At 62.1% G+C, this 26,624-nt stretch carries 22 protein-coding genes and 2 pseudogenes; 10 read left to right on the forward strand and 14 right to left on the reverse strand.

Translation table 11 applies throughout. The annotated features are described in order from the left end of the window. The 5 genes and pseudogenes from ACK1VC_RS06215 to ACK1VC_RS06235 form a co-directional block, all read right to left on the reverse strand. Positions 1-608 (reverse strand): type VI secretion system Vgr family protein (locus ACK1VC_RS06215; RefSeq protein WP_449117879.1); only part of this gene is annotated, 608 nt, incomplete at its 3' end. A 13-nt stretch (positions 609-621) separates the two neighbouring features. After that, positions 622-1,329: pseudogene (gene icmH, locus ACK1VC_RS06220) on the reverse strand (type IVB secretion system protein IcmH/DotU); the annotation flags it as partial. Between the two features lie 468 nt (positions 1,330-1,797). Beyond that, on the reverse strand, positions 1,798-2,769 hold the full coding sequence (locus tag ACK1VC_RS06225) for a 5-oxoprolinase subunit C family protein (RefSeq protein WP_191087660.1): 972 nt from the start codon (positions 2,767-2,769) through the stop codon (positions 1,798-1,800). Then, the gene (locus ACK1VC_RS06230) at positions 2,766-3,653 is read right to left on the reverse strand and encodes a 5-oxoprolinase subunit B family protein (protein ID WP_016486565.1); all 888 of its coding nucleotides are present in this window, start codon (positions 3,651-3,653) and stop codon (positions 2,766-2,768) included. Before ACK1VC_RS06230 ends, ACK1VC_RS06225 begins: the two co-directional genes overlap by 4 nt. Positions 3,654-3,743: 90 nt before the next feature. Then, the gene (locus tag ACK1VC_RS06235) at positions 3,744-4,502 is read right to left on the reverse strand and encodes a 5-oxoprolinase subunit PxpA (RefSeq protein WP_016486564.1); all 759 of its coding nucleotides are present in this window, start codon (positions 4,500-4,502) and stop codon (positions 3,744-3,746) included. A 120-nt stretch (positions 4,503-4,622) separates the two neighbouring features. Between ACK1VC_RS06235 and ACK1VC_RS06240 the strand changes: the two genes are divergently transcribed. The 4 genes from ACK1VC_RS06240 (at position 4,623) to ACK1VC_RS06255 (ending at position 9,281) form a co-directional block, all read left to right on the forward strand. Then, complete coding sequence (locus tag ACK1VC_RS06240) at positions 4,623-5,540, forward strand: LysR family transcriptional regulator (protein ID WP_023049313.1); 918 nt, start codon at positions 4,623-4,625, stop codon at positions 5,538-5,540. Between the two features lie 225 nt (positions 5,541-5,765). Next, positions 5,766-7,832 (forward strand): maltose alpha-D-glucosyltransferase, encoded by a 2,067-nt coding sequence (gene treS / locus ACK1VC_RS06245; RefSeq protein WP_060516598.1) that lies wholly within the window; start codon positions 5,766-5,768, stop codon positions 7,830-7,832. A gap of 108 nt (positions 7,833-7,940) precedes the next feature. Then, on the forward strand, positions 7,941-8,570 hold the full coding sequence (locus ACK1VC_RS06250; protein ID WP_095115087.1) for a riboflavin synthase subunit alpha: 630 nt from the start codon (positions 7,941-7,943) through the stop codon (positions 8,568-8,570). Between the two features lie 9 nt (positions 8,571-8,579). Beyond that, positions 8,580-9,281, forward strand: coding sequence for a YoaK family protein (locus tag ACK1VC_RS06255; protein WP_016486560.1), 702 nt, complete (start codon positions 8,580-8,582; stop codon positions 9,279-9,281). On the opposite strand, the gene proP is transcribed toward ACK1VC_RS06255, so the two are convergent. The 6 genes from proP to glaH form a co-directional block, all read right to left on the reverse strand. Beyond that, entirely contained in the window at positions 9,282-10,784 is a 1,503-nt protein-coding gene (proP, locus tag ACK1VC_RS06260) for a glycine betaine/L-proline transporter ProP (protein WP_023047996.1), read from the reverse strand. 160 nt (positions 10,785-10,944) lie between these two features. Then, positions 10,945-11,919 carry a porphobilinogen synthase gene (gene hemB / locus ACK1VC_RS06265; RefSeq protein WP_023047995.1) on the reverse strand — a complete coding sequence of 325 codons (975 nt, stop codon included), beginning with the start codon at positions 11,917-11,919 and terminating at the stop codon, positions 10,945-10,947. Between the two features lie 302 nt (positions 11,920-12,221). Beyond that, positions 12,222-13,115 carry a PA4780 family RIO1-like protein kinase gene (locus ACK1VC_RS06270; RefSeq protein ID WP_023047994.1) on the reverse strand — a complete coding sequence of 298 codons (894 nt, stop codon included), beginning with the start codon at positions 13,113-13,115 and terminating at the stop codon, positions 12,222-12,224. A gap of 87 nt (positions 13,116-13,202) precedes the next feature. Next, a complete protein-coding gene (gabP, locus tag ACK1VC_RS06275; protein ID WP_023047993.1) occupies positions 13,203-14,594 on the reverse strand; it encodes a GABA permease in 1,392 nt (463 codons plus the stop codon). Between the two features lie 146 nt (positions 14,595-14,740). Beyond that, positions 14,741-15,991: an L-2-hydroxyglutarate oxidase gene (gene lhgO / locus ACK1VC_RS06280; RefSeq protein WP_191087659.1), complete on the reverse strand. Its 1,251-nt coding sequence runs from the start codon at positions 15,989-15,991 to the stop codon at positions 14,741-14,743. A 114-nt stretch (positions 15,992-16,105) separates the two neighbouring features. Then, complete coding sequence (gene glaH, locus ACK1VC_RS06285; protein WP_449117880.1) at positions 16,106-17,083, reverse strand: glutarate dioxygenase GlaH; 978 nt, start codon at positions 17,081-17,083, stop codon at positions 16,106-16,108. A gap of 194 nt (positions 17,084-17,277) precedes the next feature. Between glaH and csiR the strand changes: the two genes are divergently transcribed. The 3 genes from csiR (at position 17,278) to ACK1VC_RS06300 (ending at position 20,161) form a co-directional block, all read left to right on the forward strand. Then, positions 17,278-17,973, forward strand: coding sequence for a DNA-binding transcriptional regulator CsiR (csiR, locus tag ACK1VC_RS06290; protein ID WP_016486553.1), 696 nt, complete (start codon positions 17,278-17,280; stop codon positions 17,971-17,973). A gap of 138 nt (positions 17,974-18,111) precedes the next feature. Next, the gene (locus tag ACK1VC_RS06295) at positions 18,112-18,792 is read left to right on the forward strand and encodes a response regulator transcription factor (RefSeq protein ID WP_016486552.1); all 681 of its coding nucleotides are present in this window, start codon (positions 18,112-18,114) and stop codon (positions 18,790-18,792) included. Continuing rightward, a complete protein-coding gene (locus ACK1VC_RS06300) occupies positions 18,770-20,161 on the forward strand; it encodes a sensor histidine kinase (protein WP_070086506.1) in 1,392 nt (463 codons plus the stop codon). Before ACK1VC_RS06295 ends, ACK1VC_RS06300 begins: the two co-directional genes overlap by 23 nt. On the opposite strand, the gene ACK1VC_RS06305 is transcribed toward ACK1VC_RS06300, so the two are convergent. Next, a complete protein-coding gene (locus tag ACK1VC_RS06305) occupies positions 20,074-20,919 on the reverse strand; it encodes an AraC family transcriptional regulator (RefSeq protein ID WP_016486550.1) in 846 nt (281 codons plus the stop codon). The two genes, ACK1VC_RS06300 and ACK1VC_RS06305, sit on opposite strands and share 88 nt — an antisense overlap. Before the next feature lie 112 nt (positions 20,920-21,031). Here ACK1VC_RS06305 and ACK1VC_RS06310 point away from each other — a divergent pair. Continuing rightward, positions 21,032-21,922: pseudogene (locus ACK1VC_RS06310) on the forward strand (EamA family transporter). Positions 21,923-21,966: 44 nt separating this feature from the next. Here ACK1VC_RS06310 and cysS read toward each other — a convergent pair. Both cysS and ACK1VC_RS06320 read right to left on the reverse strand, forming a co-directional pair. Then, positions 21,967-23,349, reverse strand: coding sequence for a cysteine--tRNA ligase (cysS, locus tag ACK1VC_RS06315; protein ID WP_191087658.1), 1,383 nt, complete (start codon positions 23,347-23,349; stop codon positions 21,967-21,969). 9 nt (positions 23,350-23,358) lie between these two features. Further along, a complete protein-coding gene (locus ACK1VC_RS06320) occupies positions 23,359-25,062 on the reverse strand; it encodes a glutamine--tRNA ligase/YqeY domain fusion protein (protein ID WP_016486547.1) in 1,704 nt (567 codons plus the stop codon). Between the two features lie 248 nt (positions 25,063-25,310). On the opposite strand from ACK1VC_RS06320, the gene ACK1VC_RS06325 reads away from it, so the two are divergent. Both ACK1VC_RS06325 and ACK1VC_RS06330 read left to right on the forward strand, forming a co-directional pair. Continuing rightward, positions 25,311-25,814, forward strand: coding sequence for a peptidylprolyl isomerase (locus tag ACK1VC_RS06325; protein WP_132840460.1), 504 nt, complete (start codon positions 25,311-25,313; stop codon positions 25,812-25,814). After that, positions 25,811-26,533 carry a UDP-2,3-diacylglucosamine diphosphatase gene (locus ACK1VC_RS06330; protein ID WP_016486545.1) on the forward strand — a complete coding sequence of 241 codons (723 nt, stop codon included), beginning with the start codon at positions 25,811-25,813 and terminating at the stop codon, positions 26,531-26,533. The genes ACK1VC_RS06325 and ACK1VC_RS06330 overlap by 4 nt, the downstream gene beginning before the upstream one ends. Positions 26,534-26,624 lie beyond the last annotated feature (91 nt).

Consider the following 26,624-nt stretch of genomic DNA (forward strand, 5'->3'; position numbering starts at 1 on the left):
TCGTCATCGTCATCGGGCTTGATGGCGCCCTGGCTGAGCTGCCCCAGCCCCAGCAGCCGGTCGGTGATGAGCAGCTTGTGCAGTTTTGGCGTGTGCTCGAAGCGGTAGACGAAACCCTCTTCGGCGGCCAGGCGGGCGATGAAGTCGAGGTCGGTTTCACCGGCCTGCACGCAGAACTCGCGCACCTCGTGCTTGTCGATGCTTCTCAGCTCGTAGCCGGTGATACCCTGGCGCTTGAGCATGATCTCGAGAATCTGCGGCACGGTTTTCTGCTGGAAGATGCGCCAGTTCGAGCGCAGCCCGGCGCGGGCCAGCACGGGTTCGACCAGGGCGCGATAACGGGTGCGATGGAAGCCCGTTTCACCCTGGCTGAAGGTGCTGACCAGGCCGTGCACGTAGCGCAGCGGGCGCTCGCCGTGCCAGATCGTGAACAGCACCGGCTTGTCGAGCAACTGACCGAAGTCGACATCGTCTTCAAAACTGACCAGTTCCAGCTTCAGCTGGAACGGCGTGCTGATGGCTTCGTCCAGCTCGAACGACACCACTTCGAATTCACTCCGGCCCACCAGCGGCTGGAAGGTAAAGCGCAAATCGGATTGGCTAGGCATGTGGCGTCCCCTGCTACTGCTGCAGAATCGCGTCGAGCGATTCCAGGACTTCGGCGGTGAGCAGGTCGAGGCGGTAGCTGTAGTGGCTGTAAGCGCAGACCATGGCGACGGCCGAGATCACCAGCGGGCTCCACCAGGGCCACTCCCAGCGTCGCGGGCGGTGGGGGCAATGAACGACGTTGGTGTAGGGGTCGCACACCTCTTGCGGCAGGGGGCCACGCAGTTCGCGGATGACCGTGTGCATGCGCGAGATCAGGGCGTTGATGATGTCTTCGCACTTGGGGTCGAGGGCGTGCTTGCCCCGCAGGCCCAGGCAGAAGCAGTAGTACAGGAACTCCAGGACATCCTGGAATTCCTTGGGCGCCTGCATGACCCGTTCGAGCAGCACGAAGATCTTTTCGCCGCCCTGGGTTTCGTCGTGGAAGATGCTGAGCAGCGGCTCGTGGCTCCAGCACGAATTGTTGCCCCAGGGGCGACTCATCACGGCCTCGTCCAGATACAGGCACAGGGCATAGGAATAGACTTCCTGGTGCACGATGGGGTAGCCGTGCTGCTGGATTTCTTCGCGGATGTTACTGACCTGGTTTTGCACGGTCTTGTGCACATAGGCGATGTTGGGCAGGTCATCCAGCGTACGCAGGCGAATGACCAGACCGAACAGCGGGCTCGCCGCGTCGAGCATCAGGTTTTCGAAGCCGCCACGCAGCTGGAACTCCGGGTCGNGACCAGACCGAACAGCGGGCTCGCCGCGTCGAGCATCAGGTTTTCGAAGCCGCCACGCAGCTGGAACTCCGGGTCGCCGGGGTAACCTTCAAAATCCGGGTCACCTGCTCGCTGCCCCTGGTCAGCCGGATAGGGTGAATCGCTACCCTCCGGCACTTCGAGCATCGCGTAAACGCTGCGTTCTGAAGCGTCATGGGCATCGACAGCGCTGTCGGGTTTTACCGGAGGCAGATCGGATGGGCCGGGCATGAAGGGGTCCTTGTCTTCGAGAAAACTGAAGACATGAACACTATCGGGGAATCAATTCTCCAAGGAGTCTGGGGCTTCCCAAATGCTTGTAGGATCCTTCTCTGAATCTAGTTTCCAAACATTTCCCTGGCAGCATCCTGCTAGAGAATAGGGCCCTGAAAGAGCGGGTTTTCCGCTCCTGCAGGGATCGCACAACGCTTCCACAAGCGCGTTGCGCTCAGCCAAAGAGCCTGGCCAGGCAGGCCAGTTTCTTCTTGTATGATCGCCGCGCCTCCAGCGCCTGCTCCAGGCTCACCGCCAGGAACCTTGCCTGCTGGTTGGGCTGCATCTGGCCGATCAGGTCGAGGTCGGCGCTGATCACCGTGCCGATCATGGCGTAGCCGCCACCCGATACCGCATCACGGTGCAGGATGATCGGTTCCAGCCCCGCTGGCACCTGGATAGAACCGATCGGGTAGCAGCTGTCTACGATGTTGGACGGGTCCGAGCCGGCACCGAACGGTTGCTCCCGCGGCTGGAAACCCAAGGCGCTGCCGCCTTTGTAGCGATAGCCGATACGGTCCGCTTCGGAGCCGACTGTCCAGGCCTGCGTAAAGAAGCTTTGTGCTGCGTCTTCGGTCAGGCGATGAAAGTACAGCCCCGGCACCACCCGCACCACCACCTCGCCGCCCAGGGCCTGGCGCAGGGCCATGGGCAGGCTTGCGCCGGCGCGGGTCGTGCCGCTGGGCACACCAACCGGCAGCACGTCACCTGGCATCAGCTTGCGCCCCTGGAACCCGCCCAATGCCCCCAGCGCGTAGGTGGAGCGGCTACCGAGCACCTCAGGTACATCGATACCACCGGCCACGGCCAGGTAGGCACGAGCGCCCGCCGTGGGAAAGCCGAAGCGCAGCACCTGCCCGGCGCGCACCGCAAATGCCGTGTCGGGGCGCTGCTCGCGGCCCTCCAGCAAAGCGGGCATCTGTGCACCGCATACCGCCACCAGCGCATCCTGCTGGAACTCCAGCTCCGGCCCCACCAGCGCACACTCAAGGGCTGCTGCGCCCGCTGGGTTGCCCACCAGGTGGTTGGCCGCGCGCAGGGCGTACTGGTCGAGTGCACCGGACGGCGGAATGCCCAGGTGGTAGTAGCCTTGACGGCCCAGGTCCTGCACCGAGGTGGCCAGGCCGGGTTTGAGTACCTTGATCATGCCAGTACCTCCTGCAGCGACTTGGGGTAACCGACCGGGTCGGCAAGGAAGGCATCCAGGGAGAACTCGACCGGGCGAATACGCAAGTCGAAACGGCCCTCTTCCACATCTGCCACTGCCTGGTCGTAGGCCCGGCGATCAATGGGCTTGAACTGCACGATGTCACCCGGGCGGAAAAACACCATGTGCGCCTTCAGGTAGTTCAGTGTTTGCCCAGGGTCGTAGATCGGTGCCGGGGTGACGCCGAACATCTGGTAGCCCCCCGCCCCACGCACCGAGTAGATGCAACCGAAGCAACCGCCATGGCCCAGGGTAAGCTTGGGCGTGTCAGTACGCGGGCGCAGGTATTTGGGTACCTGCAGCTGCCGCTCACGCTCGACCATCTGGAACATGAAGGGCAGGCCAGCCACGAAGCCGACCATCGACACAAACCACGGCGCACCACTGTGGGCGGCGATAAAAGCATCGACATCCGCCAGCCCGTTTATGCGCGCCGCGTACTCCAGGTCCGTGCTGGCCGGGTCTTGGTGGCGGTCACGGAAACGCATCAGGGTCTCATGGGTCCAGGGGTCGTTGTACAGCACCGGGATCTCGATGATCCGCGTCTGCAACGAACGCTCGGCCACAGCCTGGGCTTCGGCACCTTGCACCGCTTCAAGCAGCGCCTGCGGCGCGATACGGTCCGGGTCGAAGCGGATCTGGAACGAGGCATTGGCCAGGCACACGTCCAGCACACCATCAAGCGCCAGCCGCTCCACTGCGCGGGTGACGGCCATGCCCTTGAAAAAAGCTTCCAGCGACATGCTTTCGCTGACTTCGGCAAACAGGTGCTCGTCGGCGCCGAAGCTGTAGCGGATCGGGGTTGTAGCAAGCGGTTCGGCCATGACTGTTCCTTTTCTTGGAATCTTTATAGAAAGGCAGGCGAAAACAAAATGCACGGGCTCCGGCTTGTCTGTGCCGGATACCTCACAGGTTCAGCGTGGCGCACGCACCACAATACCGGCCGCGTCCAGCGCCCTGCGTGTGGCCTCGACCAGGTCGAGTGCACCCGGGGTATCGCTGTGCAGGCAGATGGAATCGAATTCGATGGCCAGGTCCTGCCCTTCGACCGTGCGCACCAGGCCTTGCTGGCATGCCCGCAACACGCGCTCGGCGACCGCCTTGGGCTCATGGCCCCGCACATTGCGGGTGAATACAATCGAGCCGCTCAGGTCGTACTCACGGTCGGCGTAGAACTCGCGAACCACCGGTTGACCAAGTGCTTGGGCAACACGGCAGATCACCGAGCCCGGCATGCAATACAGCAGCAGTTCCGGCTCGATCACCCGCAGGTTTTCCACCAGCAGGCGGGCGGCTTCTTCGTCGCGCGCCAGGTGCATGTAAAGCGCGCCGTGGGGCTTGATGTGCTGCAGGCTCACCCCCTGAGCACGGGCAATTTCACGCAGTGCGCCCAGCTGATAGAGCATGTCATCGACCAGTTCCTGTGCTGGCGCGTTGATATGCCGGCGGCCAAAGCCGACAAGGTCGCGAAAGCCCGGGTGCGCCCCCACCGCCACGCCGAGGGCCTTGGCCCGCTCGACGGTGCGGCGCATGGTGCCGGGGTCGCCGGCATGAAAGCCCGTGGCGATGTTGGCCGTGCTTATATAGCCCATCAGCTCGCTGTCGACACCGTCGCCAATAGTCCACGGACCAAATCCCTCACCCATGTCCGAGTTGAAATCCACCACCTGCATGACCGTTTCTCCTGGTGCTTGTGACTGCATGCAAGCCACGTTAGATTCTCCTTACCCCCTTGGGAAGATCTATAAACAGATGGGGAGTCTTCGGAAAATCAGATACCTCAGGAGCCCACTGTGTCATTGACCCTGCGTCAGGTCCGCTACTTCGTTGCCACCGCCGAGATCGGCCAGATTTCCCAGGCAGCCATCCACCTGAACATCTCTCAGTCGGCGGTGACTACGGCGATCAAGGAACTGGAAGCCATGCTTGGCGTGATGCTGTTCCAGCGCTCGGCCCAAGGCATGAGCCTGACCGAGGCCGGCCGCCACTTCCTGAACCGCGCCTACGTGATCCTGCGCAGTGTTGACGACGCGCTGAACAGCCCGCTGCCGAACGTGCGCGCCAGCGGCCTGCTGCGCCTGGCGGCAAGCTATACGGTGATCGGCTACTTCCTGCCACACCATCTGCAGCGTCTGGAACACTGGCACCCCGATGTGACCCTGGAGCTGTACGAGCAGGAGCGCAGCGCCATCGAGCAGGGTTTGCTGGAGGGACGTTTCGACATGGCGGTCGTGCTCACCGCCAACCTCACCCACCCCGACATTGTCTCGGAGACACTGTTCAACTCCGAGCGACGGCTGTGGCTGCCTGGCCACCATGCGCTGTGCGAGCGCTCGGCGGTAAGCCTGGCCGATGTCGCCTGTGAGCCGTTCATCCTGTTGACTGTCGATGAGGCCGAGCAAAGCGCCATGCGTTATTGGGAACTGGCCGGGCAGCGCCCGAGCGTGCGGGTGCGGACCAGTTCGGTGGAAGCCGTGCGCAGCATGGTTGCCAATGGCAGTGGTGTGGCGATCTTGTCAGATCTGGTGCACAGGCCTTGGTCGCTGGAGGGCAAGCGCATCGAGACGGTGACCATCAGCGACCCGGTCACACCCATGAGTGTAGGGCTGGCCTGGCACCGTGAGCGGGCATTCAGCCCGGCGATGCAGGCCGTGCGTAATTACTTCCATGATGCGTTCCTGGCGCCCCAGCAGTTGTCCGCCCGGCGCTGAGGGTGTACTGGCAGGGCCGGCCTCTTCGCGGGTAAACCCGCTCCCACAGTTACTGCACCGGCCTTGAGGACAGTGGCTAGCTGAATAAGCCACCGCCCCTGGTGCGACGCGGTCAATGTGGGAGCGGGTTTACCCGCGAAGAGGCCATCACAGGTTTCAGCCGAACGATCAGGCCACAATGCCGTCATAACCTGAGCCGGTGCCGACACGCAAAGAGGACGCGAAATGACCCAGCCCGACCCGTCATATGTCAAATGGCTCGAAGACCGCGCCATGCTCAAGGCTTCCCAGGCGCGCGCCAGCCTGTACTCAGGGCAGTCACGCCTGTGGCAGCAGCCCTACGCCGAAGCCCAGCCCCGCCGCGCCACCGAAATTGCCTCGGTCTGGTTGACCGTGTACCCCGACGCCATCATCGCCCCGCAAGACTGCTCCGTACTTGGCGCCCTGGCTCACGAAGCACTGTGGAAACGCCTGTCGGAGATCGGCATCCAGGGGGTGCACACTGGCCCGATCAAGCTGTCCGGCGGTATCCGTGGCCGCGAACTCACCCCCAGTGTGGACGGTAACTTCGACCGCATCAGCTTCGATATCGACCCGCTGTACGGCAGCGAACAAGAGCTGGTCCAGATGAGCCGCATGGCCGCCGCACACAACGCCGTTACCATCGACGACCTGATTCCCTCGCACACGGGCAAGGGCGCCGACTTCCGCTTGGCCGAGATGGCCCACGGGCCCTACCCGGGGCTGTACCACATGGTCGAAATCCGCGAGGAGGACTGGCCGCTGCTGCCTGAGGTGCCCGCCGGCCGCGATTCGGTCAACCTGCTGCCAGCCCAGTGCGACGAGCTCAAAGCCCGCCATTACATCGTCGGCCAGTTGCAACGGGTGATCTTCTTCGAGCCCGGTGTGAAGGAAACCGACTGGAGCGTCACGCCGCCCATCACCGGTGTCGACGGCAAAACCCGTCGCTGGGTTTACCTGCACTATTTCAAGGACGGCCAACCCTCACTGAACTGGCTAGACCCGACCTTCGCCGCCCAGCAAATGATCATTGGCGATGCCTTGCACGCCCTTGACTGCCTGGGCGCGCGCGGTCTGCGCCTGGACGCCAATGGCTTTCTGGGGGTGGAAACGCGGGCCAGCGGCACCGCCTGGTCAGAAAGCCACCCGCTGTCGATCGTCGGCAACCAGTTGATCGGCGGGATGATACGCAAGGCGGGTGGCTTCAGCTTCCAGGAACTGAACCTGACCCTGGACGACATCGCGCAGATGTCCAAAGGGGGGGCGGACCTGTCCTATGACTTCATCACCCGACCGGCCTATCAGCATGCGCTGCTGACCGGTGATACCGAGTTCCTGCGCCTGATGCTCAAGGAAATGCACGCCTTCGGCATCGACCCCGCCTCGCTGATCCATGCCCTGCAGAACCACGACGAGCTGACGGTGGAGCTGGTGCATTTCTGGACCCTGCACGCCCACGACATGTACCTGTACAAGGGCCAGACCTTGCCAGGGAGTATTTTGCGTGAGCATATCCGTGAAGAAATCTACGAACGCCTCTCGGGCGAGCACGCCCCCTACAACCTGCGCTTCGTCACCAATGGCATTGCCTGCACCACGGCCAGCCTGATCGCCGCAGCGTTGGGCATCCGCGACCTTGAGCAAATCGGTGCGGCCGAAATCGAGCTGATTCAGAAAGTGCATCTGCTGCTGGTCATGTACAACGCCATGCAGCCTGGGGTGGTCGCGCTGTCCGGCTGGGACCTGGTCGGCGCCCTGCCCTTGCCCGCCGAAGCGGTCGCGCAGCGGATGCTGGATGGCGATACCCGCTGGATTCATCGAGGCGGTTACGATCTGGCCGGGCTCGCCCCACAGGCGGAGGAGTCAGTGCGCGGAATGCCGCGGGCTCGGGCATTGTATGGCAGCCTCGACAGCCAGCTGGAACAGGGTGATTCGTTTGCCTGCAAAGTGAAGAAGCTGCTGGCCGTGCGGCAGGCCTATGGCATCGCCACCAGCCGCCAGGTGCTGGTGCCTGAGGTCAGTAGCCCGGGGTTGCTGGTCATGGTTCATGAACTGCCATCCGGGCGCGGTATCCAGATTAGCGCACTGAACTTTGGCCAGGAAGTTATTGCCGAGGAGTTGCAGTTGACCGGGTTCACGCCGGGGCCGGTCGTGGACATGATCAACGAAACGGTCGAAGGGGACCTGACCGAAGACGGGCGATTGCTGGTGAACCTGGACCCGTACGAGGCACTGTGCCTGCGAATCGTCAACAGCAGTGGACATGTGTAAACGGCGCCGGGCCAGGGCAGTGCAGCAGAGGGGCAGGTCGGTCTTGCAATTACAGCGCTACGGGCATAGCGTTCGGGAGATTTCTTTTCCGTGCCCAGGAGCAACTCCATGTACACCGGCATCGTTCAGGCCGTCCGCCCTCTGCTTGATGTGACCACCTACCCGGGCCACAACCAGTTCACGATCGACCTCACCCCGGAACTGCTCGACGAATTGAAGATCGGCGCCAGCGTCAGTGTCGAAGGCACCTGCCTGTCGGTCACCGAAATCGCCGGCACCCAAGTCAGGTTCGACGCCATGACCGCCACGCTCGAACGCACCAACCTACGCTTCTTCAAGGCGGGCCAGGGGGTCAACATTGAACGTTCGGCGAAAATGAACGCCGAAGTCGGTGGCCACCTGATGGCCGGCCATATCGCCACCACCGCCGAAATCGTCGAACTGTCGATCAAGGAAACCGGCGCCTTCATCAAGTTCCGCATGCCCCCGGAATGGGGCAAGTACGTGTTCCCACGCGGTTTCATCGGGGTCAATGGCTGCAGCCTGACCGTCGCCGATGTCGACGACAACGTCATCACCATCAACCTGATCCCGGAAACCCTGCGCCAGACCACTTTTGCCAGCTACAAGGCCGGCGATCAGCTCAATATCGAGGTCGATCACCAGACCATGGTGCTGGTTGATGTGGTAGAACGCACCATCAAAGGCACCCTGGCCCGCGAAAAACTGCTGCCCTGAGGCCTGACCATGCTGCCCAACGCCCTTCCCGCGCGCACGGCCAGGCGGCTACGCCTGCAAGTGTTGCGTGGCCGTGTCGGCCTTGGCCTGGTCGCTGGTTTGTCAGTGCTGGCTGGCATGACCGATGCCATAGGCCTGCTGGCGTTGGGCGACTTCGTGTCGTTCATGAGTGGCAATACCACACGCCTGGCCGTGGCCATCAGTGAGGCAGACCTTGCGCTGGTGCTGCGCCTGAGTGGCGCGATACTGGGCTTCGTCGCTGGCAATGCGCTGGGCGTGCTGCTGGCCCGTGGCTTGCGCCGCCGGGCCTGGCCCGTGTTGCTGATGGTTGCGGTACTGCTGGCGTTCGCAGCGGCGTGGCCGTTGGCGGCCACCTTCCCGGCATTGTTGGCCGCCACGCTGGCCATGGGCATGATCAATGCCGTGGTTGAACAGGTGAACGGCCTGCCTATCGGCCTGACTTACGTCACCGGCGCCCTGTCCCGCTTCGGCCGTGGCCTGGGCCGTTGGCTGATGGGCGAACGGCGCAACGGCTGGCGGGTGCAGCTGGTGCCCTGGGCCGGCATGCTGCTGGGGGCCGCGTTGGGCGCCTGGTTGCAGCAGCGCCTGGGCCTGCAGGCACTGGCTGGCAGCTGCGCGCTGGCCTGCGTGCTGGCCCTGGTGTCACGGTTCATACCGCGCGGCTGGCAGCGTGGCTACATGCCGCGCTGATCAATCAATGCGCGGGTGCTGCTGTGCCAGGGTCTGGCGCTTGGCTTCCAGCTCGGCGATCTGCGCATCGATGTCTTCGATCTTTTGCTCGATGTTGTCGTGGTGCTCCTGCAACAGCTCGCGCGCTTCATCAATGTCCGATGCCGCCGGTGCCGCGCCGCGCAGCGGCTTGTTGGCGGTTTCCTTCATGGTCAACCCAGTCAGCAAGCCAATAGCTGCGATCACCATCAGGTAGTAGGCCGGCATGTACAGGTCGCCCGTGCTCTCCACCAGCCAGGCAGTGAGCGTCGGGGTGAGCCCGGCGATCAGCACCGAAATGTTGAAAGCAGCCGCCAAGGCGCTGTAGCGGATGTGCGTAGGGAACATAGCCGGCAGCGTCGAGGCCATCACACCGATGAAGAAGTTCAGCAGCACGGCAATGATCAGCAGCCCGGCAAAAATCACCCCCAGCACGCCGCTGTTGATCAGCATGAACGCCGGGATGGCCAGGGCGAACAGGCCGACACTGCCCACGATAATGAACGGCCGGCGGCCGAACTTGTCGCTGAGCAGGCCGATCACAGGCTGCACGAACAGCATGCCAACCATGATCGCAATGATGATCAGCACGCCATGGTCTTCGCTGTAATGCAGGTTGTGCGACAGATAGCTCGGCATGTAGGTCAGCAGCATGTAATAGGTGACGTTGGTGGCAATCACCACGCCGATGCAGGTCACCAGGCTGCGCCAGTGCTGTGTGGCCACTTCCTTGAACGACACCTTGGGGCCGGAGGCCAGGCCTTCGCGGTCGCCCTGCTCCAGCTTGTCGACATGCTGCTGGAACGCGGGTGTTTCTTCCAGCGCATGGCGCAGGTAAAGGCCGATGATGCCCAGCGGCAAGGCCAGGAAGAACGGCAGGCGCCATCCCCATTCAAGGAACTTTTCTTCGCCCAGTATGGTGGAAATCAGCACCACCACCCCCGCGCCCAGCACAAAGCCGGCAATCGAGCCGAAGTCCAGCCAGCTACCGAGAAAACCCCGCTTGCGGTCGGGGGCGTATTCGGCCACGAAGATCGACGCGCCGGTGTACTCGCCGCCCACCGAAAAACCCTGGGCCATCTTGGCCAGCAGCAACAGGATGGGCGCCCAGATGCCGATGCTGGCATAAGACGGTATAAGGCCGATGGCAAAGGTGCTGAGCGACATGATGACGATGGTGGCGGCGAGGATTTTCTGCCGCCCGAACTTGTCGCCCAATGCGCCGAAGAACAACCCGCCCAACGGCCGGATCAGGAACGGCACCGAGAAGGTGGCCAGCGCTGCGATCATCTGCACACTGGGGTCGGCGTTGGGGAAAAACACCTTGCCCAGGGCGTAAGCCACGAAGCCGTATACGCCAAAGTCGAACCACTCCATCGCATTGCCCAGCGCGGCAGCGGTGATGGCCTTCTTCATCTTGGCGTCGTCGACGATGGTGATGTCCTTCAGCCCGATTGGCTGGACGCGTTTCTTGCGAGGTTTCATACCCGTATCCCTGTCGATGAATGCTCTAAGGGATCAGATACAACGGGACACTAAATAATTCAGCGCTTACTGATTTTTTGTGCATTTGCGCCGCATCACCAACAGCGCAGACAGAAAAGCCGCTGCACTAGCAGCGGCTTTTTCATCCGAAGCCCGGGCTTCAGATACCTTCGCGCGCAAGGTCCATGGCGAAGTAGGTCAGGATCAGGTCGGCACCGGCACGCTTGATCGCGCCGATGCTTTCACGCACCACCCGGCCTTCATCGATGGCGCCCGCGAGGCCGCCGAACTTGATCATTGCGTACTCACCACTCACCTGATACGCCGCCAACGGCAGGCGCGAGGCGGCGCGGATGTCGGCGATCACGTCAAGGTAGGCACCGGCCGGCTTGACCATCAGCACGTCCGCCCCTTCCTGTTCGTCCAGCAGCGATTCGCGCACCGCTTCGCGGCGGTTCATGGGGTTCATCTGGTAGCTCTTGCGGTCGCCCTTCAGCGCGGTGCCACCGGCTTCACGGAACGGGCCGTACAGCGACGAGGCGAACTTGGTGGAGTAGGCCATGATCGCGGTGTCATGGAACCCGGCACCATCCAGCGCGCGACGGATGGCCTGGACCTGGCCGTCCATTGCTGCCGAGGGGGCGATGAAGTCGGCACCGGCAGCGGCGGCAATGACCGCCTGCCTGCCCAGGTTGGCCAGGGTGGCATCGTTGTCCACGCCATGGTCATGCAGTACGCCGCAGTGGCCGTGGCTGGTGTATTCGCAGAAGCAGGTGTCGGACATCACCACCATTTCCGGCACGGTGTCCTTGCAGATGCGCGACATGCGCGCGACCAGGCCGTTTTCGTTCCAGGTGTCGCTGCCGGTGGCGTCCAGGTTGTGCGATACGCCAAAGGTCATCACCGACTTGATACCGGCGCGGGCATAGCGTTCGATTTCCCGGGCCAGCAGCTTCTCGGGGATGCGGTTGACCCCGGGCATGCTGGTAATCGGCACGAAGTCATCGATGCCCTCTTCGACAAAGATCGGCAGGATCAGGTCTTCCAGGCGGAATTCGGTTTCCTGGAAGATCGTGCGCAGGGACTCGTTCTGGCGCAGGCGGCGTGGACGAACGGACGGGAATTGGTTGGACATGACAGCTCCAGGGCATTTTGAACGGCGTATACCTTATGCCTGTCGCGCGTCAGTGAAAAGGCTAAATGACGAGATTGTGTCTTGCGTCAATGGCAATGGCCAGGTTTAGCCTGTGCCGGCCCCTTCGCGGGTGAACCCGCTCACGCAGAACAAACGCTGATTTACAGATTTAGCGGTGACTCTGTGGGAGCGGGCTTGTCCCGCGAACCCCGGCGCAGCCGGGGCCATGCATCGCGTCGCCCGGATGTAGCCTGACAAGATACGGGAAAAGCCTCACAAAGTTGTGAGGCGCCTGCAACGCCTCACTGCAACCAGGGCGGCGTGGGCTCCTCTGCCTTGACCACTCCATGCTCAGCCTCGTCACGCGCTGCACGGCGGCGTGCATCATCCAGCCGAGCGGCGTCGATCTCGCGCATCACCCCGGTCACGTCAGCTTCATGTTCGTCATCCTCGAACACCCCCGTCAACGGGCTGTCGGGCAGCAAATCACCGGCCTCGAACAACGCCCACATCTCCTGCGCATACCGAGTGCTTTTCAGCTCCGGGGCAAAGCGCCCGAAATAATGGGCCATGTTGTCCACATCGCGCTGCAGCATGCTGAAAGCGTGGTTGTTGGCGGCTGCATCCACCGCCTGCGGCAAGTCGATGATCACCGGCCCGTCGGGGCCGAGCAGCACGTTGAACTCGGACAGGTCGCCATGCACCAGGCCCGCACATAGCATCAGCACAATCTGGCGAATGACAAAAGCGTGGAACGTGCGGGCTTCCTCGGCGTCCAGGTGCACGTCGTTCAGGCGCGGGGCCGCGTCGCCATCGGCATCGGTCACCAGCTCCATCAACAGCACGCCGTCCTGGAAGTCGTAGGGCTTGGGCACCCTTACACCAGCACCGGCCAGGCGGAACAATGCGGCAACTTCGGCGTTCTGCCAGGCATCTTCGGCTTCTTTACGGCCGAACTTGCTGCCCTTGGCCATGGCCCGGGCCTGGCGGCTATTACGCACCTTGCGGCCTTCCTGGTATTCGGCGGCCTGGCGGAAGCTGCGCTTGTTGGCTTCTTTATAGACCTTGGCGCAGCGCACCTGGTTGCCGCAGCGCACCACGTACACGGCGGCCTCCTTGCCACTCATCAGCGGCCGCAGTACTTCGTCGACCAGGCCGTCTTCGATCAGGGGTTCGATTCTTTTGGGTGTCTTCATCAGGCTGTGTTCGGGGTCCTGGCTGTGATGGGGGACATCCTCTCACAGCCGGGTGCGACTTGCTCGTCTGTCTTCAGCCCAGGCTGATCAAACGCCCTGCCCTGCGCTGTTCATCGGCACGCCGCGCGCCCGTCGGCGCGTGACCAGCAAGCCTGAACATACCACCAGCACCGCCAGCACCATGGTCGACACCACTTCCACCCGGTGATCTGGACGCAGGAGCATCACTACCAGCACGCTGAAGATGAACACGATCACACCCCAGGTCAGCCACGGGAACAGCCACATGCGGTAACCCAGCGTCTTGCCCTGTGCGGTCAGGCGCTGGCGCAGGCGCAGCTGGGACACCGCGATGACCAGGTACACCAGCAAGGCGATGGCGCCCGAGCTGGCCATGAGGAAGCCAAATACCTTGGCCGGCACCAGGTAATTGGCGATCACTGCCAAAAACGCCGCACCGGTGGAGAGCAGCACCGCGACCACAGGCGTGCCACTGCGGCTGGTCACCTGGGCGCAGGTCGGTGCATCACCGCGACAGCTCAGCGAGTACATCATGCGCGAAGCGGTATACAGCGAAGAGTTCAGGCAACTGGTGACCGAAGTCAGCACCACAAAGTCGATGATGGCCTTGGCATTCGCCACGCCCAGGGTGTCCAGCACCGTGACATAGGACCCCTCGGTCGCCAGGCGCGGGTCAGTCCAGGGGACCAGCGCGATGACGATGAATATCGACAGGATATAGAACAAGGTGATCCGCCAGATCACCGAATTGGTGGCCTTGGAAATATGCTTGCCCGCATCAGAGGATTCAGCTGCGGCAATGGTCACCACCTCGGCGCCGAGGAACGAGAACATGGTGATCAGCATGGCGCTCAGCACCGCGCCAAAGCCATTGGGCATGAAACCGCCGGTATCCCACAGGCGCGAAACACCACTGACACCGGAACCGGGCAACAGGCCAAAAATGGCGCACACACCCAGTGCAATGAACGCGACGATGGCCACCACTTTTACCAGTGCCAGCCAGAATTCGAACTCACCGTAGTTCTTCACGCTGAACAGGTTGGTGGCCGTCAGCAACAAGGTAATCACCAACGACAAGACCCAGATCTCCATCTGCGGGACCCAGGAATTGATGATGGTGGCGGCAATATTGGCTTCGATGGGAATGATCAGTACCCAGAACCACCAGTACAACCAACCGATGGTATAGCCCGCCCACTTGCCGATGGCGAGGTCGGCATAGGTAGAAAACGAACCGGTATCCGGCGAAGCAACCGCCATTTCGGCCAGCATGCGCATCACCAGCACCACCAGGCCGCCGGCCAGGATGTAGGCCAGGATGGTGGCCGGCCCCGCTTCAGCAATGGCACGACCAGAGCCGACGAACAGGCCGGCGCCGATCACACCGGCAATGGACAGCATGGTGACATGCCGTGATTTCAATCCATGACTCAAATTGTTCTTGTGGGTTTGCATGGCACTACCTTGTTGTTTTTGTCATGCCCACGCTGGGGCCGCCGGCTGCACGGTGGCCGACGCAGGCGCGAAAAAGCCCGCCCTGCCCTGAGTGCAGGGCAGTACGGGTTGAGTAAGCGGAAACCGCAGAACGGACTGCGGTATCGTCAGCTGGCCGCCCGCTGGCGGGCCGCCGTGTCCGCCTTGGGGGCATTGCCACCTGCGCGAGTGACCTGCTCACACACCTTCTCGACGATGTAGGCGCCGATCGGGATGGCTGAAGTGGCAGCCGGCGACGGTGCGTTGCACACGTTGACGCTGCGCGCGGTGTTGACGAACAGGAAATCGTCGATCAGCTTGCCATCGCGCGACACCGCCTGGGCACGCACGCCGGCCGGGTAAGGCGTGAGGTCGGCCTTGGTGATACTCGGGCAGTACTTCTGCACCTGCTTGAGATACCCGCCCTTGAACAGCGAGTTTTTCATCTCGATCAGGCCTGGGCGGAAGTTCTTCGCCAGCACCTTGAGAATGCCGGGGGTGGTCAGGGTCTGGAACAGGTCGCTGGGGCTGACGTCGGTCTTGCGGTAGCCCTCGCGCTTCATCGCCAGTACGGCGTTGGGGCCAACCGTGACGGTGCCATCGATCATGCGGGTCAGGTGCACGCCCAAAAACGGCATCGACGGGTCGGGAATCGGGTAGATCAGGTGGTTGACGATCTGGTTGTGCTGTTTGGGCAGCAAGTAGTACTCGCCCCGGAACGGACAGATGACAAACTCGGTGCGCAGGCCCAGCATGCTGACCACGCGGTCGGCCATCAGGCCCGAGCACGTGACCAGGAAACGGCTACGGAACTCGTCGCGCTGAGTGCGCACGACCACTTCGCTGGCGTGCTCCTGCAGGCCGATCACCTCTGCGCCATAGCGAATCTCGCCGCCGGCACGCTGGAATTCTGCGCCCATTGCAGCGGTTACTTCGGCGTAATTGACGATGCCGCTGGACGGCACGAAGATGCCCCCCATCCCCACGATATTGGGCTCGCGTTCGCGCAGTTCGTCTGCCGACAGCCAATAGCGCTCCAGCCCGTTGGCCGCGGTACGCTCCCACAGCGCTTTCATGCGCTGCATTTCCAGCTCGTTGGTGGCCACCAGCAGCTTGCCGCACTCATCGAAGCGGATGCCGTGCTGGGTGCAGAAGGCCTTGGTGGCCTTGTTGCCTTCCAGGCAGAAGCGCGCCTTGAGGCTGCCGGGGGTGTAGTACACGCCAGCGTGGATAACGCCGCTGTTGTGACCGGTCTGGTGGCGGGCCGGGGCGGATTCCTTTTCCAGCAGGAGAATCTTCGCCTCCGGGTACACCTTGATCAGGTGCATGGCCGTGGACATGCCCACAATGCCACCGCCAATAATGATGAAATCGTACACAGCCTTACCTCACACGCAGGCATTGCCTGGCTCGCTCACCAAGGCCCACGCGGGGCCCGGTGGCATCATTTTGTGCAAAGACGCATGGGCGGGCGCCCGCCCTGCGTCCTGTCATTATTGCCCGCGCTGGTACAGCGGTTTGGGGAACGCGACGTAACCCCGCTGGCGCATCAGTTCACGGCGCAGGCCTTCGTGTGGGGTGAAGCGGTCGCGGCCATGCAGCCAGAACAGGTTGTTGATCAGCAGGAAGCTACCCACCGCCACCGGCACCGAAACCTTCTTCGCGCTGCCTTCCAGCGAATCGGACAGGGCGTTCAGCCAGATGCCTTCTTCATAGTTTTCCGGCTGCACGAACTGGTCAATGTAGCGCATGGTCGGGCGGCCTTCGCCGTCGGTGTCGAATACCGAGTGGAACACATCTTCGGCGACCTTCTTGCTCGGCGGCGCGGTCCAGCGTATTTCGCGGCGGGCCATCGGGTGGCGAAAGAATTCCTCGCATTGCTCCCAGTCGTCCAGGTGCAGCAGCAGGGAGTTACCGCCTTCCATGTTCTTTTCGTCGATCTTCAGCATCAGCACGTAATCGGTGATCTGGTTCACGAAGGTGCCGTCGTTGTGCAGTTCCATGACCCGATGCGGCTGGCGCAGGTAGCTGTCGGAGTTGTCGGAGTTGACTACCACAAAGCGGGCATAGAACTGGCCGCTCATGGCGTCGTAGTTGGAGCGGCCGATCAGGTGTGCGCAAGCGGTGGTGAACTTGACCATGTCCTCGGCCTGGCTCACGTCATCCAGGCCCACCGGGGTAATCAGCATGCCGCCGGTGGCGCGATCAAGGATGGTGTTGAGCAGCACCGGGCGCAGGGTGCCCTGGCACAGCTCGTCAAGGATTTCACCCAGCCGGAAGCGCAGGAACGACTTGTACTCCAGCGCCTGAACCGGCCACTGGGCAACGGCCTCGACGAACGCTTCGACAGTTTCCCGGGCGAAAGTCAGTTCAAGCAGGCGCGGCGACTGTTTCGAAGGGGCAATCGTGTAACCACGGGGCTCGAGCGGCAGTGGCATCACAAGTTCGTCGATCTGCGTAAAAGCGTTCATGGCAGTGTCCTGGCAAAAAAGTGGAAAGCGCCGTCCGGATGTGACCTGGATCAGTGCGGGCGAGGTAAAAGTATCGCCACTAGATGAAAATGTCTACATTTTTGTATTTGAGCGACACTTATGTTTTTTATCCACTGTTTTTCGTCGGCAGACGGTTTCGGTATGATCGCCAAAACGTTTTGAGGAACAGGATCTTGGAAGCGCTCGCCCCCCGACAAAACTCAGCATTCAGCGGGTATGAGAGGCTCAAGAAGGACATCATCCGTGGCGTGTTCAAGCCCGGCGAAAAGCTGTTGATGAGCGCCCTGAAGGAGCGCTACGACCTGGGCGTGGGCCCGCTGCGCGAAGCGTTGTCGCAACTGGTGGCAGAGCACCTGGTCAATGCCATCAGCCAGAAAGGCTACCGGGTGGCGCCCATGTCGCTGGACGAGATGAACGACATCTACGATGCCCGCGCCAACCTGGAGGCGATGATCATTGCCCTGGCCATCGAGCGCGGCGACGACACCTGGGAAGCGTCAGTGCTGGCCCACTCGCATACCCTGGCCAAGGTGGTGGAAGTGAAAACCCGCGAGCAGCGCCTGGATGTGTGGGACGAGCGGCATAAGGCGTTTCATACCGCCATTGCCTCGGGCTGCGGCTCCAAGCACCTGCTGCAGGCACGCACCTACCTGTTCGACCAGGCCGAGCGCTACCGCCACCTGTGGCTGACGCAGACGGTGTTCTCCGAACAGGCCCTGGAGCTCAAGCGCCAGGAGCATGCGGCGCTGGTCGAGGTGATTCTCGCCCGCGACGCCAAGCGCGCCAGCGCCATGATGCGCTCGCACCTGATGACCCCGGTGCCGATCATTGCGCAGATCATGCATGCCGAAGGTATCGGCGCCCGCTGAAACACCACGCCGCTTGCTTCGCGGGTGAACCCGCGAGGAGGCCAGCGCAGGTAAAAGACGCTAGATGAATTTTTCTTAAATCGCCGGTTGTCTATTCTTTGGCACAATCAAATCTCCATTAGATGCCCAGGAACCAGCATGCCTCGCGTACTGACCATCGAAGACGACGCCGTCACCGGCCAGGAAATCGTCGCCGAACTTACCAGCCACGGCCTGGAGGTGGAGTGGGCCGACAATGGCCGTGAAGGCCTGGCCAAAGCCATTGCCGGGGGCTACGACCTGATCACCCTGGACCGCATGCTCCCCGAGGTCGATGGCCTGACCATCGTCACCACCCTGCGCAGCCTCAAGATCGCCACGCCGATCCTGATGATCAGCGCCCTGTCGGACGTCGACGAACGCGTACGCGGCCTGCGTGCAGGCGGTGACGACTACCTGACCAAGCCGTTTGCCTCCGACGAGATGGCCGCACGTGTCGAGGTATTGCTGCGCCGTAACAGCGTGCCCATGACCCAGACCCGCCTGCAGGTTGCGGACCTGCAACTGGACCTGATCAGCCACGAGGCGCGCCGCGGCGACAATACGCTCAACCTGCTGCCCACCGAATACAAACTGCTGGAATACCTGATGCGCCACAGCGGCCAGGTGATCACGCGGATGATGATTTTCGAAGAAGTCTGGGGCTACCACTTCGATCCCGGCACCAACCTGATCGACGTGCACATCGGCCGCCTGCGCAAGAAAATCGACGCCCCCGGCCAGTCGCCGCTGATCCGTACGGTACGGGGCTCCGGCTATGCCATTGCTGAACCCGTCTAAAGGCTGGAGCTCTTCCACCAGCCGCCTGCTGGCGCTGTACAGTTTCCTGTTCGTGGCCTGGAGCAGCATCCTCATGGGCGTGCTGTACTTCGAGGTGTCCAGCTACCTGAACAAGCTCACCCGCCATTCAATGCTGCAGCGACAGCATCTGTTCGCACACATGAGCGGCAAGCAGCTGGACGACGCCCTGATTGCCAGCCAGGCCTTCGAAGAACGCAGCTTTGATGCCTATGGCCTGTTCGACACCCAGCTCAACCCGATTGGCGGCAGTGTGCGTACCCTGCCCCCGGAGCTCAGGCTGGACGGCAAGATCCATGAGTTGAAACGCTGCCTGGATGCCGACGACCCACACCTTCCCCGCGACAGCTGCGATGCGGTGGCGATCAAAGTGCAAGATGGCCGCTGGCTGGTACTGTTCCGCGATAACGGCTCACTGTTCGTGGTTACCCGGATCATTCTCGACGCCCTGCTCTGGGGTATCTCCTTGACGCTGATCCCAGGTTTTGCCGGCTGGTACTTGTTGCGCCGCCGGCCGCTAAAGCGTATCCGCGCGATCCAGGCCCAGGCCGAGCTGATCGTTGCCGGCGACCTGACCCACCGTCTGCCCTTGTCGGCCCGGCGCGACGAGCTGGACATGTTGGCCGCCATCGTCAACGCCATGCTCGACCGCATCGAGCGGCTGATGCATGAGGTCAAGGGTGTGTGCGACAACATTGCCCATGACCTGCGTACCCCGCTTACACGCCTGCGTGCCCAGCTGTACCGCATTCGCCAGCAGAGCGACGTCGACTCCACGCAAGCCGAGGCGCTGGACCAGGCCATCGGCGAAACCGACACCCTGATGGCGCGTTTTCGCGGGTTGCTACGCATCAGCGAACTGGAAGATCGCCAGCGCCGGGCCGGCTTCGTCCAGCTTGACCCCCATGAACTGCTGGTCGAACTGCACGACTTCTACCTGCCTTTGGCCGAGGATGGCGGCATCCACCTGGAATTGCACCAGCCCGCACAGCTGCCGGCACTGCACGGTGACCGCGAACTGCTGTTTGAGGCCCTGGCCAACCTTGTGGGCAACGGTATCAAGTTCACGCCCGAGGGTGGGCAAGTGCGCATTTGCGCAACACACGACGACACCGGTGTGCACCTGGCTATCGAGGACAGCGGGCCGGGCATCCCCGAAGAAGAGCGTACGGCCGTGCTGAAGCGGTTCTATCGCAGCGAGGAAGGTCACCGCCACGCGGGCTTCGGGCTGGGTCTGTCGATCGTTGCCGCGATCGTTGACCTTCATGGGTTTGGACTGGAGATAGGCGCCAGCGAGCTGGGTGGCGCCAGGCTGGTACTGCATTGCCCATTGATAGGGGTATCAAAGTAACGGCTGGGCGCCTCGCCCAGCAAACGCTTGAACACGGTCGCAAAGGCGCTCGGGCTGCTGTAGCCAAGCGCCATCGCGACGCGCGTGACGGGCTCACCCTTTCCAAGCCGAACCACGGCATCCAGCAAGCATGCCTGCTGGCGCCATTCGATAAAGCTGATCCCGGTGTACAAGCGAAACTGGCGTGTGAACGTGCGCCGGCTCATGCATGCCCATTGCGCCATTCCATCGATACCTGTTTGCAGCGAGGGTGCCGCCAGAAACGCCTTGCATGCCTGGGCAAGGCGCGGTTCCTCGGGGATCGGCGCATTCAGCGAAAGCGCCGGCATGTCGGCAATCTCATGCAGCAGCAAGCCCATCAAGCAGGCATGACGCCCCTGTAGGGGGTGCTGGGCAGGCACTTCGATCGCCTTCTCAAGCAGTTGCTGCACCAATGGGGAAACGGCGAAGACCTGGCAATGCCGAGGTAGGCCGACCCGCTCGGCTGCCTGCGGGCAAATGTAGGCATTGAGCATGATGACCGGGCCGCGCATCTGCATTGCATGGGCCAGTCGCGCAGGCACCCAAATGGCCCGCAACGGCGGCACAGCCCAGTTGCCCGCTTCAGTTGCCACTGTGATCACGCCGCAGGCGGCAAAGGCAAACTGCCCTCGATCGTGACGGTGTTTCGGGAAAGATTCGCCGTCGGCAAAAGCCTTCCTTGTAACCACCACTTCACACAGCGTGTTGCCGTACAGCGTGTCTTCAGCGTTTGTCATGGCCTGATTTTAATCAGATTTGACCTTCAATTGAAAGCGGGCCAAACCGCTGGCCGGCATATTAACGGAAGCGTCAAGGCGCACTGCCGCGACATCAGTAGATTGCCAAACCATGCACAGAAAACACATGATCCTTGCCGTCCTGGTTACAGCCCTATGGGGCCTCAACTTCCCGCTCACAAAACTGGGTTTGGCCCACATAGACCCACTCCTGCTCACAGGCTTACGCTTCGCACTGTGCGCATTGCCGTGGGTGTTTTTTGTGAAGCGCCCGAAGGTCGCTGTCCATTGGCTAGCTGCATATGGCCTGATCTTTGGCGTAGCGATGTGGGCACTGATCAATCTCGGGATCGCCATGGGGGTGCCAGCCGGCAGCGCCTCGCTACTGATTCAGTTCAGTGCATTTTTTACCCTGGCGTGGGGCTGTTTACTGTTTCGCGAACGCCTGACCGGCACCCAATTGGTCGGCATCGCGCTGGCGGCAACAGGGTTGGTTGGCATTCTGGCAGTAAGCCCCGGCAAAACCACGACCACAGGTTTGCTGCTGCTCTTGATCAGCGCGCTAGCCTGGAGCATCGGCAACGTCATCATCAAGCTGTCAAAGGTGAAGGAGATATTTGCCTTCGTCATATGGGCCAGCCTTTTCGCGCCAATACCTTTGCTGTCGCTGGCCTAGTGGCTGCATGGCACAGCCGCGTTCGTGGCACTGGCAGCGCAGGCGAATGCCGTCGTGGTCTTTTGCCTGTTATTCCAGGTGTATGCCGCAACACACTTTTGCTACTGGGGATGGAATTACCTGTTGCGCGAATACCCAGTGTCCAGGGTAGCGCCGCTTTCGCTGCTGATTCCGGTTTTCGGCATCGCCAGCTCAGCCTTGATCGTGGATGAGGTGCCTAGCGGGTGGGAGTGGCTGTGTATTGCCCTGATCTTATCGGCGCTGGCGGTCGGCATGAAGCCAGGGCGAGCGGTACTGGGCAGCAAACCGGTGGCTGCTGTTCACTAGCGTGTCGCGAAAGGGCTGCATGGCAGCCCCTTCGCGCTATTGGATCAGTCAGCCAGACGCCAGGTAGTAGAGCCTTTGCTGTCTTCCAGTACCACACCCATGGCGGTCAGCTGGTCGCGAATACGATCAGACTCGGCCCAGTTCTTGTCCGCACGAGCCTGCAGCCGCGCCTGTATCAGGCCTTCCACCTCGGCAGCATCGACCTTGCCTTCGGCACCCGCACGCAGGAAGTCATCGGCTTCCAGTTGCAGCACACCCAGCACTTCACCCAGCTCGCGCAGGCGGCCAGCCAGGCCGGCAGCAGCCTGCGGGTCGCTGTCGCGCAGGCGATTGATTTCCCGCACCAGGTCGAACAGCACGGCGCAGGCTTCGGGGGTACCGAAGTCGTCGTTCATCGCCACACTGAAACGCTCGACAAACGCCTCGCCGCCCTTGGCCGCCACCCGTGGCAAACCACGCAAGGCGTGGTAGAAGCGCTCAAGCGCGCCCTTGGCGTCGCGCAGGCTGTCTTCGGAGTAGTTGATCGCGCTGCGGTAGTGGCTGGCCACCAGCAGGTAGCGCACCACTTCTGGGTGGTACTTCTCGAGCACATCGCGGATGGTGAAGAAGTTGTTCAACGACTTCGACATCTTCTCGCCGTTGATCCGGATCATGCCGCAGTGCATCCAGGCGTTGGCGTACTGCTTGCCAGTGGCCGCCTCGCTCTGGGCAATCTCGTTCTCGTGGTGCGGGAATTCCAGGTCGCTGCCGCCGCCGTGAATGTCGAAGCTCTCACCCAGGCAGCAGGTGGACATCACCGAGCACTCGATGTGCCAGCCCGGACGGCCCGGGCCCCATGGCGATTCCCAGCTCGGTTCGCCCGGCTTGACGCCCTTCCATAGCACGAAGTCCAGTGGATCCTGCTTGGCTTCGTCGACCTCGATGCGTGCACCGATGCGCAGGTCTTCGATTTTCTTGCGCGACAGCTTGCCGTAGCCGACGAACTTGCCGACGCGGTAGTACACGTCGCCGTTGCCCGGGGCATAGGCGTAACCCTTGTCGATCAGGGTCTGGATCATTGCGTGCATGCCGGCGATATGGTCGGTGGCACGCGGCTCCTGGTCTGGCGGCAGGATGTTCAGGCGGCGCTCGTCTTCATGCATCGCATCGATCATACGAGCAGTCAGGGCTTCGAAGCTTTCACCGTTCTCGTTGGCGCGGTTGATGATCTTGTCATCGATATCGGTGATGTTGCGCACATAAGTCAGCTCGTAGCCGCTCTTGCGCAGCCAGCGGGTGACCAGGTCGAAGGCCACCATGCTGCGGCCATGGCCCAGGTGGCAGTAGTCGTACACGGTCATGCCGCACACGTACATACGCACCTTGTTGCCATCCAGCGGCTTGAAGGTTTCCTTCGCTTTGCTCAGGGTGTTGTAAATGGTAAGCACGGCGTTTCCTCAGCTGCCCCAGGAGTCACGCAGGGTGACAGTGCGGTTGAACACCGGGCGGCCCGGCTGGCTGTCTTTCAGGTCGGCGCAGAAGTAGCCTTCGCGCTCGAACTGGAAACGGTCCTCAGGCTGCGCCTGGGCCAGCGAAGGCTCGGCACGGCAACCGCTGAGCACTTGCAGCGAGTCTGGGTTGATGTTGTCCAGGAAGCTGCCGCCCTCCTCGGTCTTTTCCGGGTTCGGCGAGCGGAACAGGCGGTCGTACAGGCGCACTTCGCACTCGACGCTGCCCTCGGCCGGCACCCAGTGGATCACGCCCTTGACCTTGCGGCCTTCAGGGTTCTTGCCCAGGGTGTCCGGGTCGTACGAGCAACGCAGCTCGACGATAGTGCCGTCGGCGTCCTTGATGGCCTCGTCGGCGCGGATCACGTAGCTCCCGCGCAGCCGCACTTCACCGGCCGGCTCCAGGCGCTTGTAGCCCTTCGGCGGCTCTTCCATGAAGTCATCGCGGTCGATGTACAGCTCGCGTGCGAACGGCAGCACACGCACGCCCATGTCTTCTTTAGGGTGGCGCGGCAGCTCAAGTTGCTCCACCTGGCCTTCCGGGTAGTTGGTGATGACCACTTTCAGCGGGCGCAGTACGCACATGGCGCGCGGTGCGGTGCGGTCCAGGTCGTCACGGATGCTGAATTCGAGCATCGACATGTCGACCACGCCGTCGGAGCGGTTGGTGCCGATCATTTCGCAGAAGTTGCGGATCGAAGCCGGGGTGTAGCCACGGCGACGGAAGCCGGACAGGGTCGACATGCGCGGGTCGTCCCAGGCGTCGACGTGCTTTTCGTCAACCAGCTGCTTGAGCTTGCGCTTGGACGTGATGGTGTAGTTCAGGTTCAGGCGGCTGAACTCGTACTGGCGCGGGTGCGCCGGCACGGGCAGGTTGTCGAGGAACCAGTCGTACAGCGGACGATGCCCTTCGAACTCCAGGGTGCAGATCGAGTGGGTGATGCCCTCGATGGCGTCCGACTGGCCGTGGGTGAAGTCATAGTTGGGGTAGATGCACCATTTGTCACCGGTCTGGTGATGGTGGGCATGGCGGATGCGGTACAGGATCGGGTCGCGCAGGTTCATGTTTGGCGAAGCCATGTCGATCTTCGCCCGCAGCACGCGCTCGCCGTCCTTGAACTCGCCGGCCTTCATGCGGGCGAACAGGTCGAGGTTTTCTTCCACGCTACGCTCGCGGAACGGGCTGTTCCTGCCCGGCTCCTTGAGATTGCCGCGGTATTCCTTGGCTTGATCAGGGGTCAGGTCGCAGACATAGGCCTTGCCACGCTTGATCAGCTCGAGCGCCCATTCGTGCAGCTGGTCGAAGTAGCTGGACGCATAACGCACGTCGCCGGCCCAGTCGAAGCCCAGCCATTTGACGTCGCTCTGAATGGCGTCGATGTATTCCTGGTCTTCCTTGGCCGGGTTGGTGTCATCGAAACGCAGGTGGCAGACGCCCCCGAATTCCTTGGCCAGGCCGAAGTTGACACAGATCGACTTGGCATGACCGATGTGCAGGTAGCCGTTGGGCTCCGGCGGGAAGCGGGTGACGATGCTGCTGTGCTTGCCCGAGTCCAGGTCGGCCTGGATGATCGGCCGCAGGAAGTTCGCAGGGACAGCGGGGGCGCCTTTGGCAGCGGCGTTGGGCGCGTTGTCGGCAGTGGGCTTGCTCATAGGATCCTTGAATGCACGTGTCCGGCCTGGGTAGGCCGATTGAAACAAAGGGCCTATCATAGCCGAAGCAGTCAAGCTGCTGACAGTCGGGCCCGGACAAACTGGCGTGATTTATCACGGCTTTTTGCCGCAGCCTGGCAAAATGGCCAGTGCGCGCCATGTGTCGTGATCGCCTGAACATGCGTCAGGTGATAACCGGCGCCCTGCGCACCCTAATTCCCGATTGCCTTGAAAAAGCGAGTTTCAGCATGTCCAAAGTCAAACTGACCACCAACCACGGCGACATCGTCATTGAACTGAACGCTGAAAAAGCCCCGATTACCGTGGCCAACTTCATCGAATACGTCAACGCAGGCCACTACACCAACACCGTGTTCCACCGCGTGATCAAGGGCTTCATGATTCAGGGCGGCGGTTTCGAGCCAGGCATGAACGAAAAGCGCGACAAGCGTGCCAGCATCCAGAACGAAGCTGACAACGGCCTGAAAAACGCCAAGTACACCATCGCCATGGCTCGCACCATGGAGCCGCACTCTGCTTCGGCGCAGTTCTTCATCAATGCCTCGGACAACGACTTCCTCAACCACAGCGGCAAGAACGTACAGGGCTGGGGCTACGCGGTATTTGGTGAAGTGATTGAAGGCCGTGAAGTGGTTGATGCCATCGAGAAGGTCGCCACCGGTTCCAAGGCTGGCCACCAGGACGTACCAAAAGAAGACGTGATCATCGAGAAAGCCGAGATCATTGAGTGATACTGCTGATCTCCGATCTGCATTTGCAAGAAGAGCGCCCGGACATTTCCCGGGCGTTTCTTGATCTGCTCGACGGCCGTGCCCGCCACGCCAAGGCGTTGTACATCCTGGGCGACTTCTTCGAAGCGTGGATCGGCGACGATGCCATGACGCCCTTTCAGCAGTCGATCTGCCAGGCCATGCGCCGGCTGAGCGACAGCGGTACAGCCATCTTCCTGATGCATGGCAACCGTGACTTCCTGATTGGCCAGGCTTTCTGCGACGCTGCGGGCTGCACGTTGTTGAGCGACCCCAGTGTGATCGAACTGGGCGGTGAACAGGTGCTGCTGATGCATGGCGACACCTTGTGCACCCGCGACCTGGGTTACATGAAAATGCGCCGCTTGCTGCGCAACCCGCTGAGCTTGTGGGTCTTGCGTCACCTGCCGCTGTCAGCCCGCTACAAGCTGGCGCGCAAACTGCGCAGCGAAAGCAGCACGCAAGTGCGGATGAAGTCCACCGAAATTGTCGACGTCACACCGGAGGAAGTACCCAAGGTGATGGCGGCGCATGGCGTGCGCACGCTGGTGCATGGCCATACCCACCGGCCAGCGATTCACAAGCTGGTGGTTGATGGGGAACCGGCACGGCGCATCGTGCTGGGCGACTGGGACCGCCGCGGCTGGGCCTTGCAAGTAGATGAGCAAGGGTTTCAGCTGGCGCCGTTCGAGTTTGCCTGACATTACAGGACTGGCAGTACCGGCCCTTTCGCGGGCAAGCCCGCTCCCACAGGTACACCACAAGTATGAAAATCTGTGGCGTACCTGTGGG

The sequence above is a fragment of the Pseudomonas sp. XP2 genome (genome assembly GCF_053557975.1).

Bases quoted from the DNA above. Each gene is read 5' to 3' on its own strand.
- ACK1VC_RS06225 (WP_191087660.1), bottom strand. From the start codon at position 2,769: ATGATCAAGGTACTCAAACCCGGCCTGGCCACCTCGGTGCAGGACCTG.
- ACK1VC_RS06230 (WP_016486565.1), bottom strand. From the start codon at position 3,653: ATGGCCGAACCGCTTGCTACAACCCCGATCCGCTACAGCTTCGGCGCC.
- ACK1VC_RS06235 (WP_016486564.1), bottom strand. From the start codon at position 4,502: ATGCAGGTGGTGGATTTCAACTCGGACATGGGTGAGGGATTTGGTCCG.
- treS (WP_060516598.1), top strand. From the start codon at position 5,766: ATGACCCAGCCCGACCCGTCATATGTCAAATGGCTCGAAGACCGCGCC.
- ACK1VC_RS06250 (WP_095115087.1), top strand. From the start codon at position 7,941: ATGTACACCGGCATCGTTCAGGCCGTCCGCCCTCTGCTTGATGTGACC.
- ACK1VC_RS06255 (WP_016486560.1), top strand. From the start codon at position 8,580: ATGCTGCCCAACGCCCTTCCCGCGCGCACGGCCAGGCGGCTACGCCTG.
- proP (WP_023047996.1), bottom strand. From the start codon at position 10,784: ATGAAACCTCGCAAGAAACGCGTCCAGCCAATCGGGCTGAAGGACATC.
- hemB (WP_023047995.1), bottom strand. From the start codon at position 11,919: ATGTCCAACCAATTCCCGTCCGTTCGTCCACGCCGCCTGCGCCAGAAC.
- ACK1VC_RS06270 (WP_023047994.1), bottom strand. From the start codon at position 13,115: ATGAAGACACCCAAAAGAATCGAACCCCTGATCGAAGACGGCCTGGTC.
- gabP (WP_023047993.1), bottom strand. From the start codon at position 14,594: ATGCAAACCCACAAGAACAATTTGAGTCATGGATTGAAATCACGGCAT.
- glaH (WP_449117880.1), bottom strand. From the start codon at position 17,083: ATGAACGCTTTTACGCAGATCGACGAACTTGTGATGCCACTGCCGCTC.
- ACK1VC_RS06295 (WP_016486552.1), top strand. From the start codon at position 18,112: ATGCCTCGCGTACTGACCATCGAAGACGACGCCGTCACCGGCCAGGAA.
- ACK1VC_RS06300 (WP_070086506.1), top strand. From the start codon at position 18,770: ATGCCATTGCTGAACCCGTCTAAAGGCTGGAGCTCTTCCACCAGCCGC.
- ACK1VC_RS06305 (WP_016486550.1), bottom strand. From the start codon at position 20,919: ATGACAAACGCTGAAGACACGCTGTACGGCAACACGCTGTGTGAAGTG.
- ACK1VC_RS06320 (WP_016486547.1), bottom strand. From the start codon at position 25,062: ATGAGCAAGCCCACTGCCGACAACGCGCCCAACGCCGCTGCCAAAGGC.
- ACK1VC_RS06325 (WP_132840460.1), top strand. From the start codon at position 25,311: ATGTCCAAAGTCAAACTGACCACCAACCACGGCGACATCGTCATTGAA.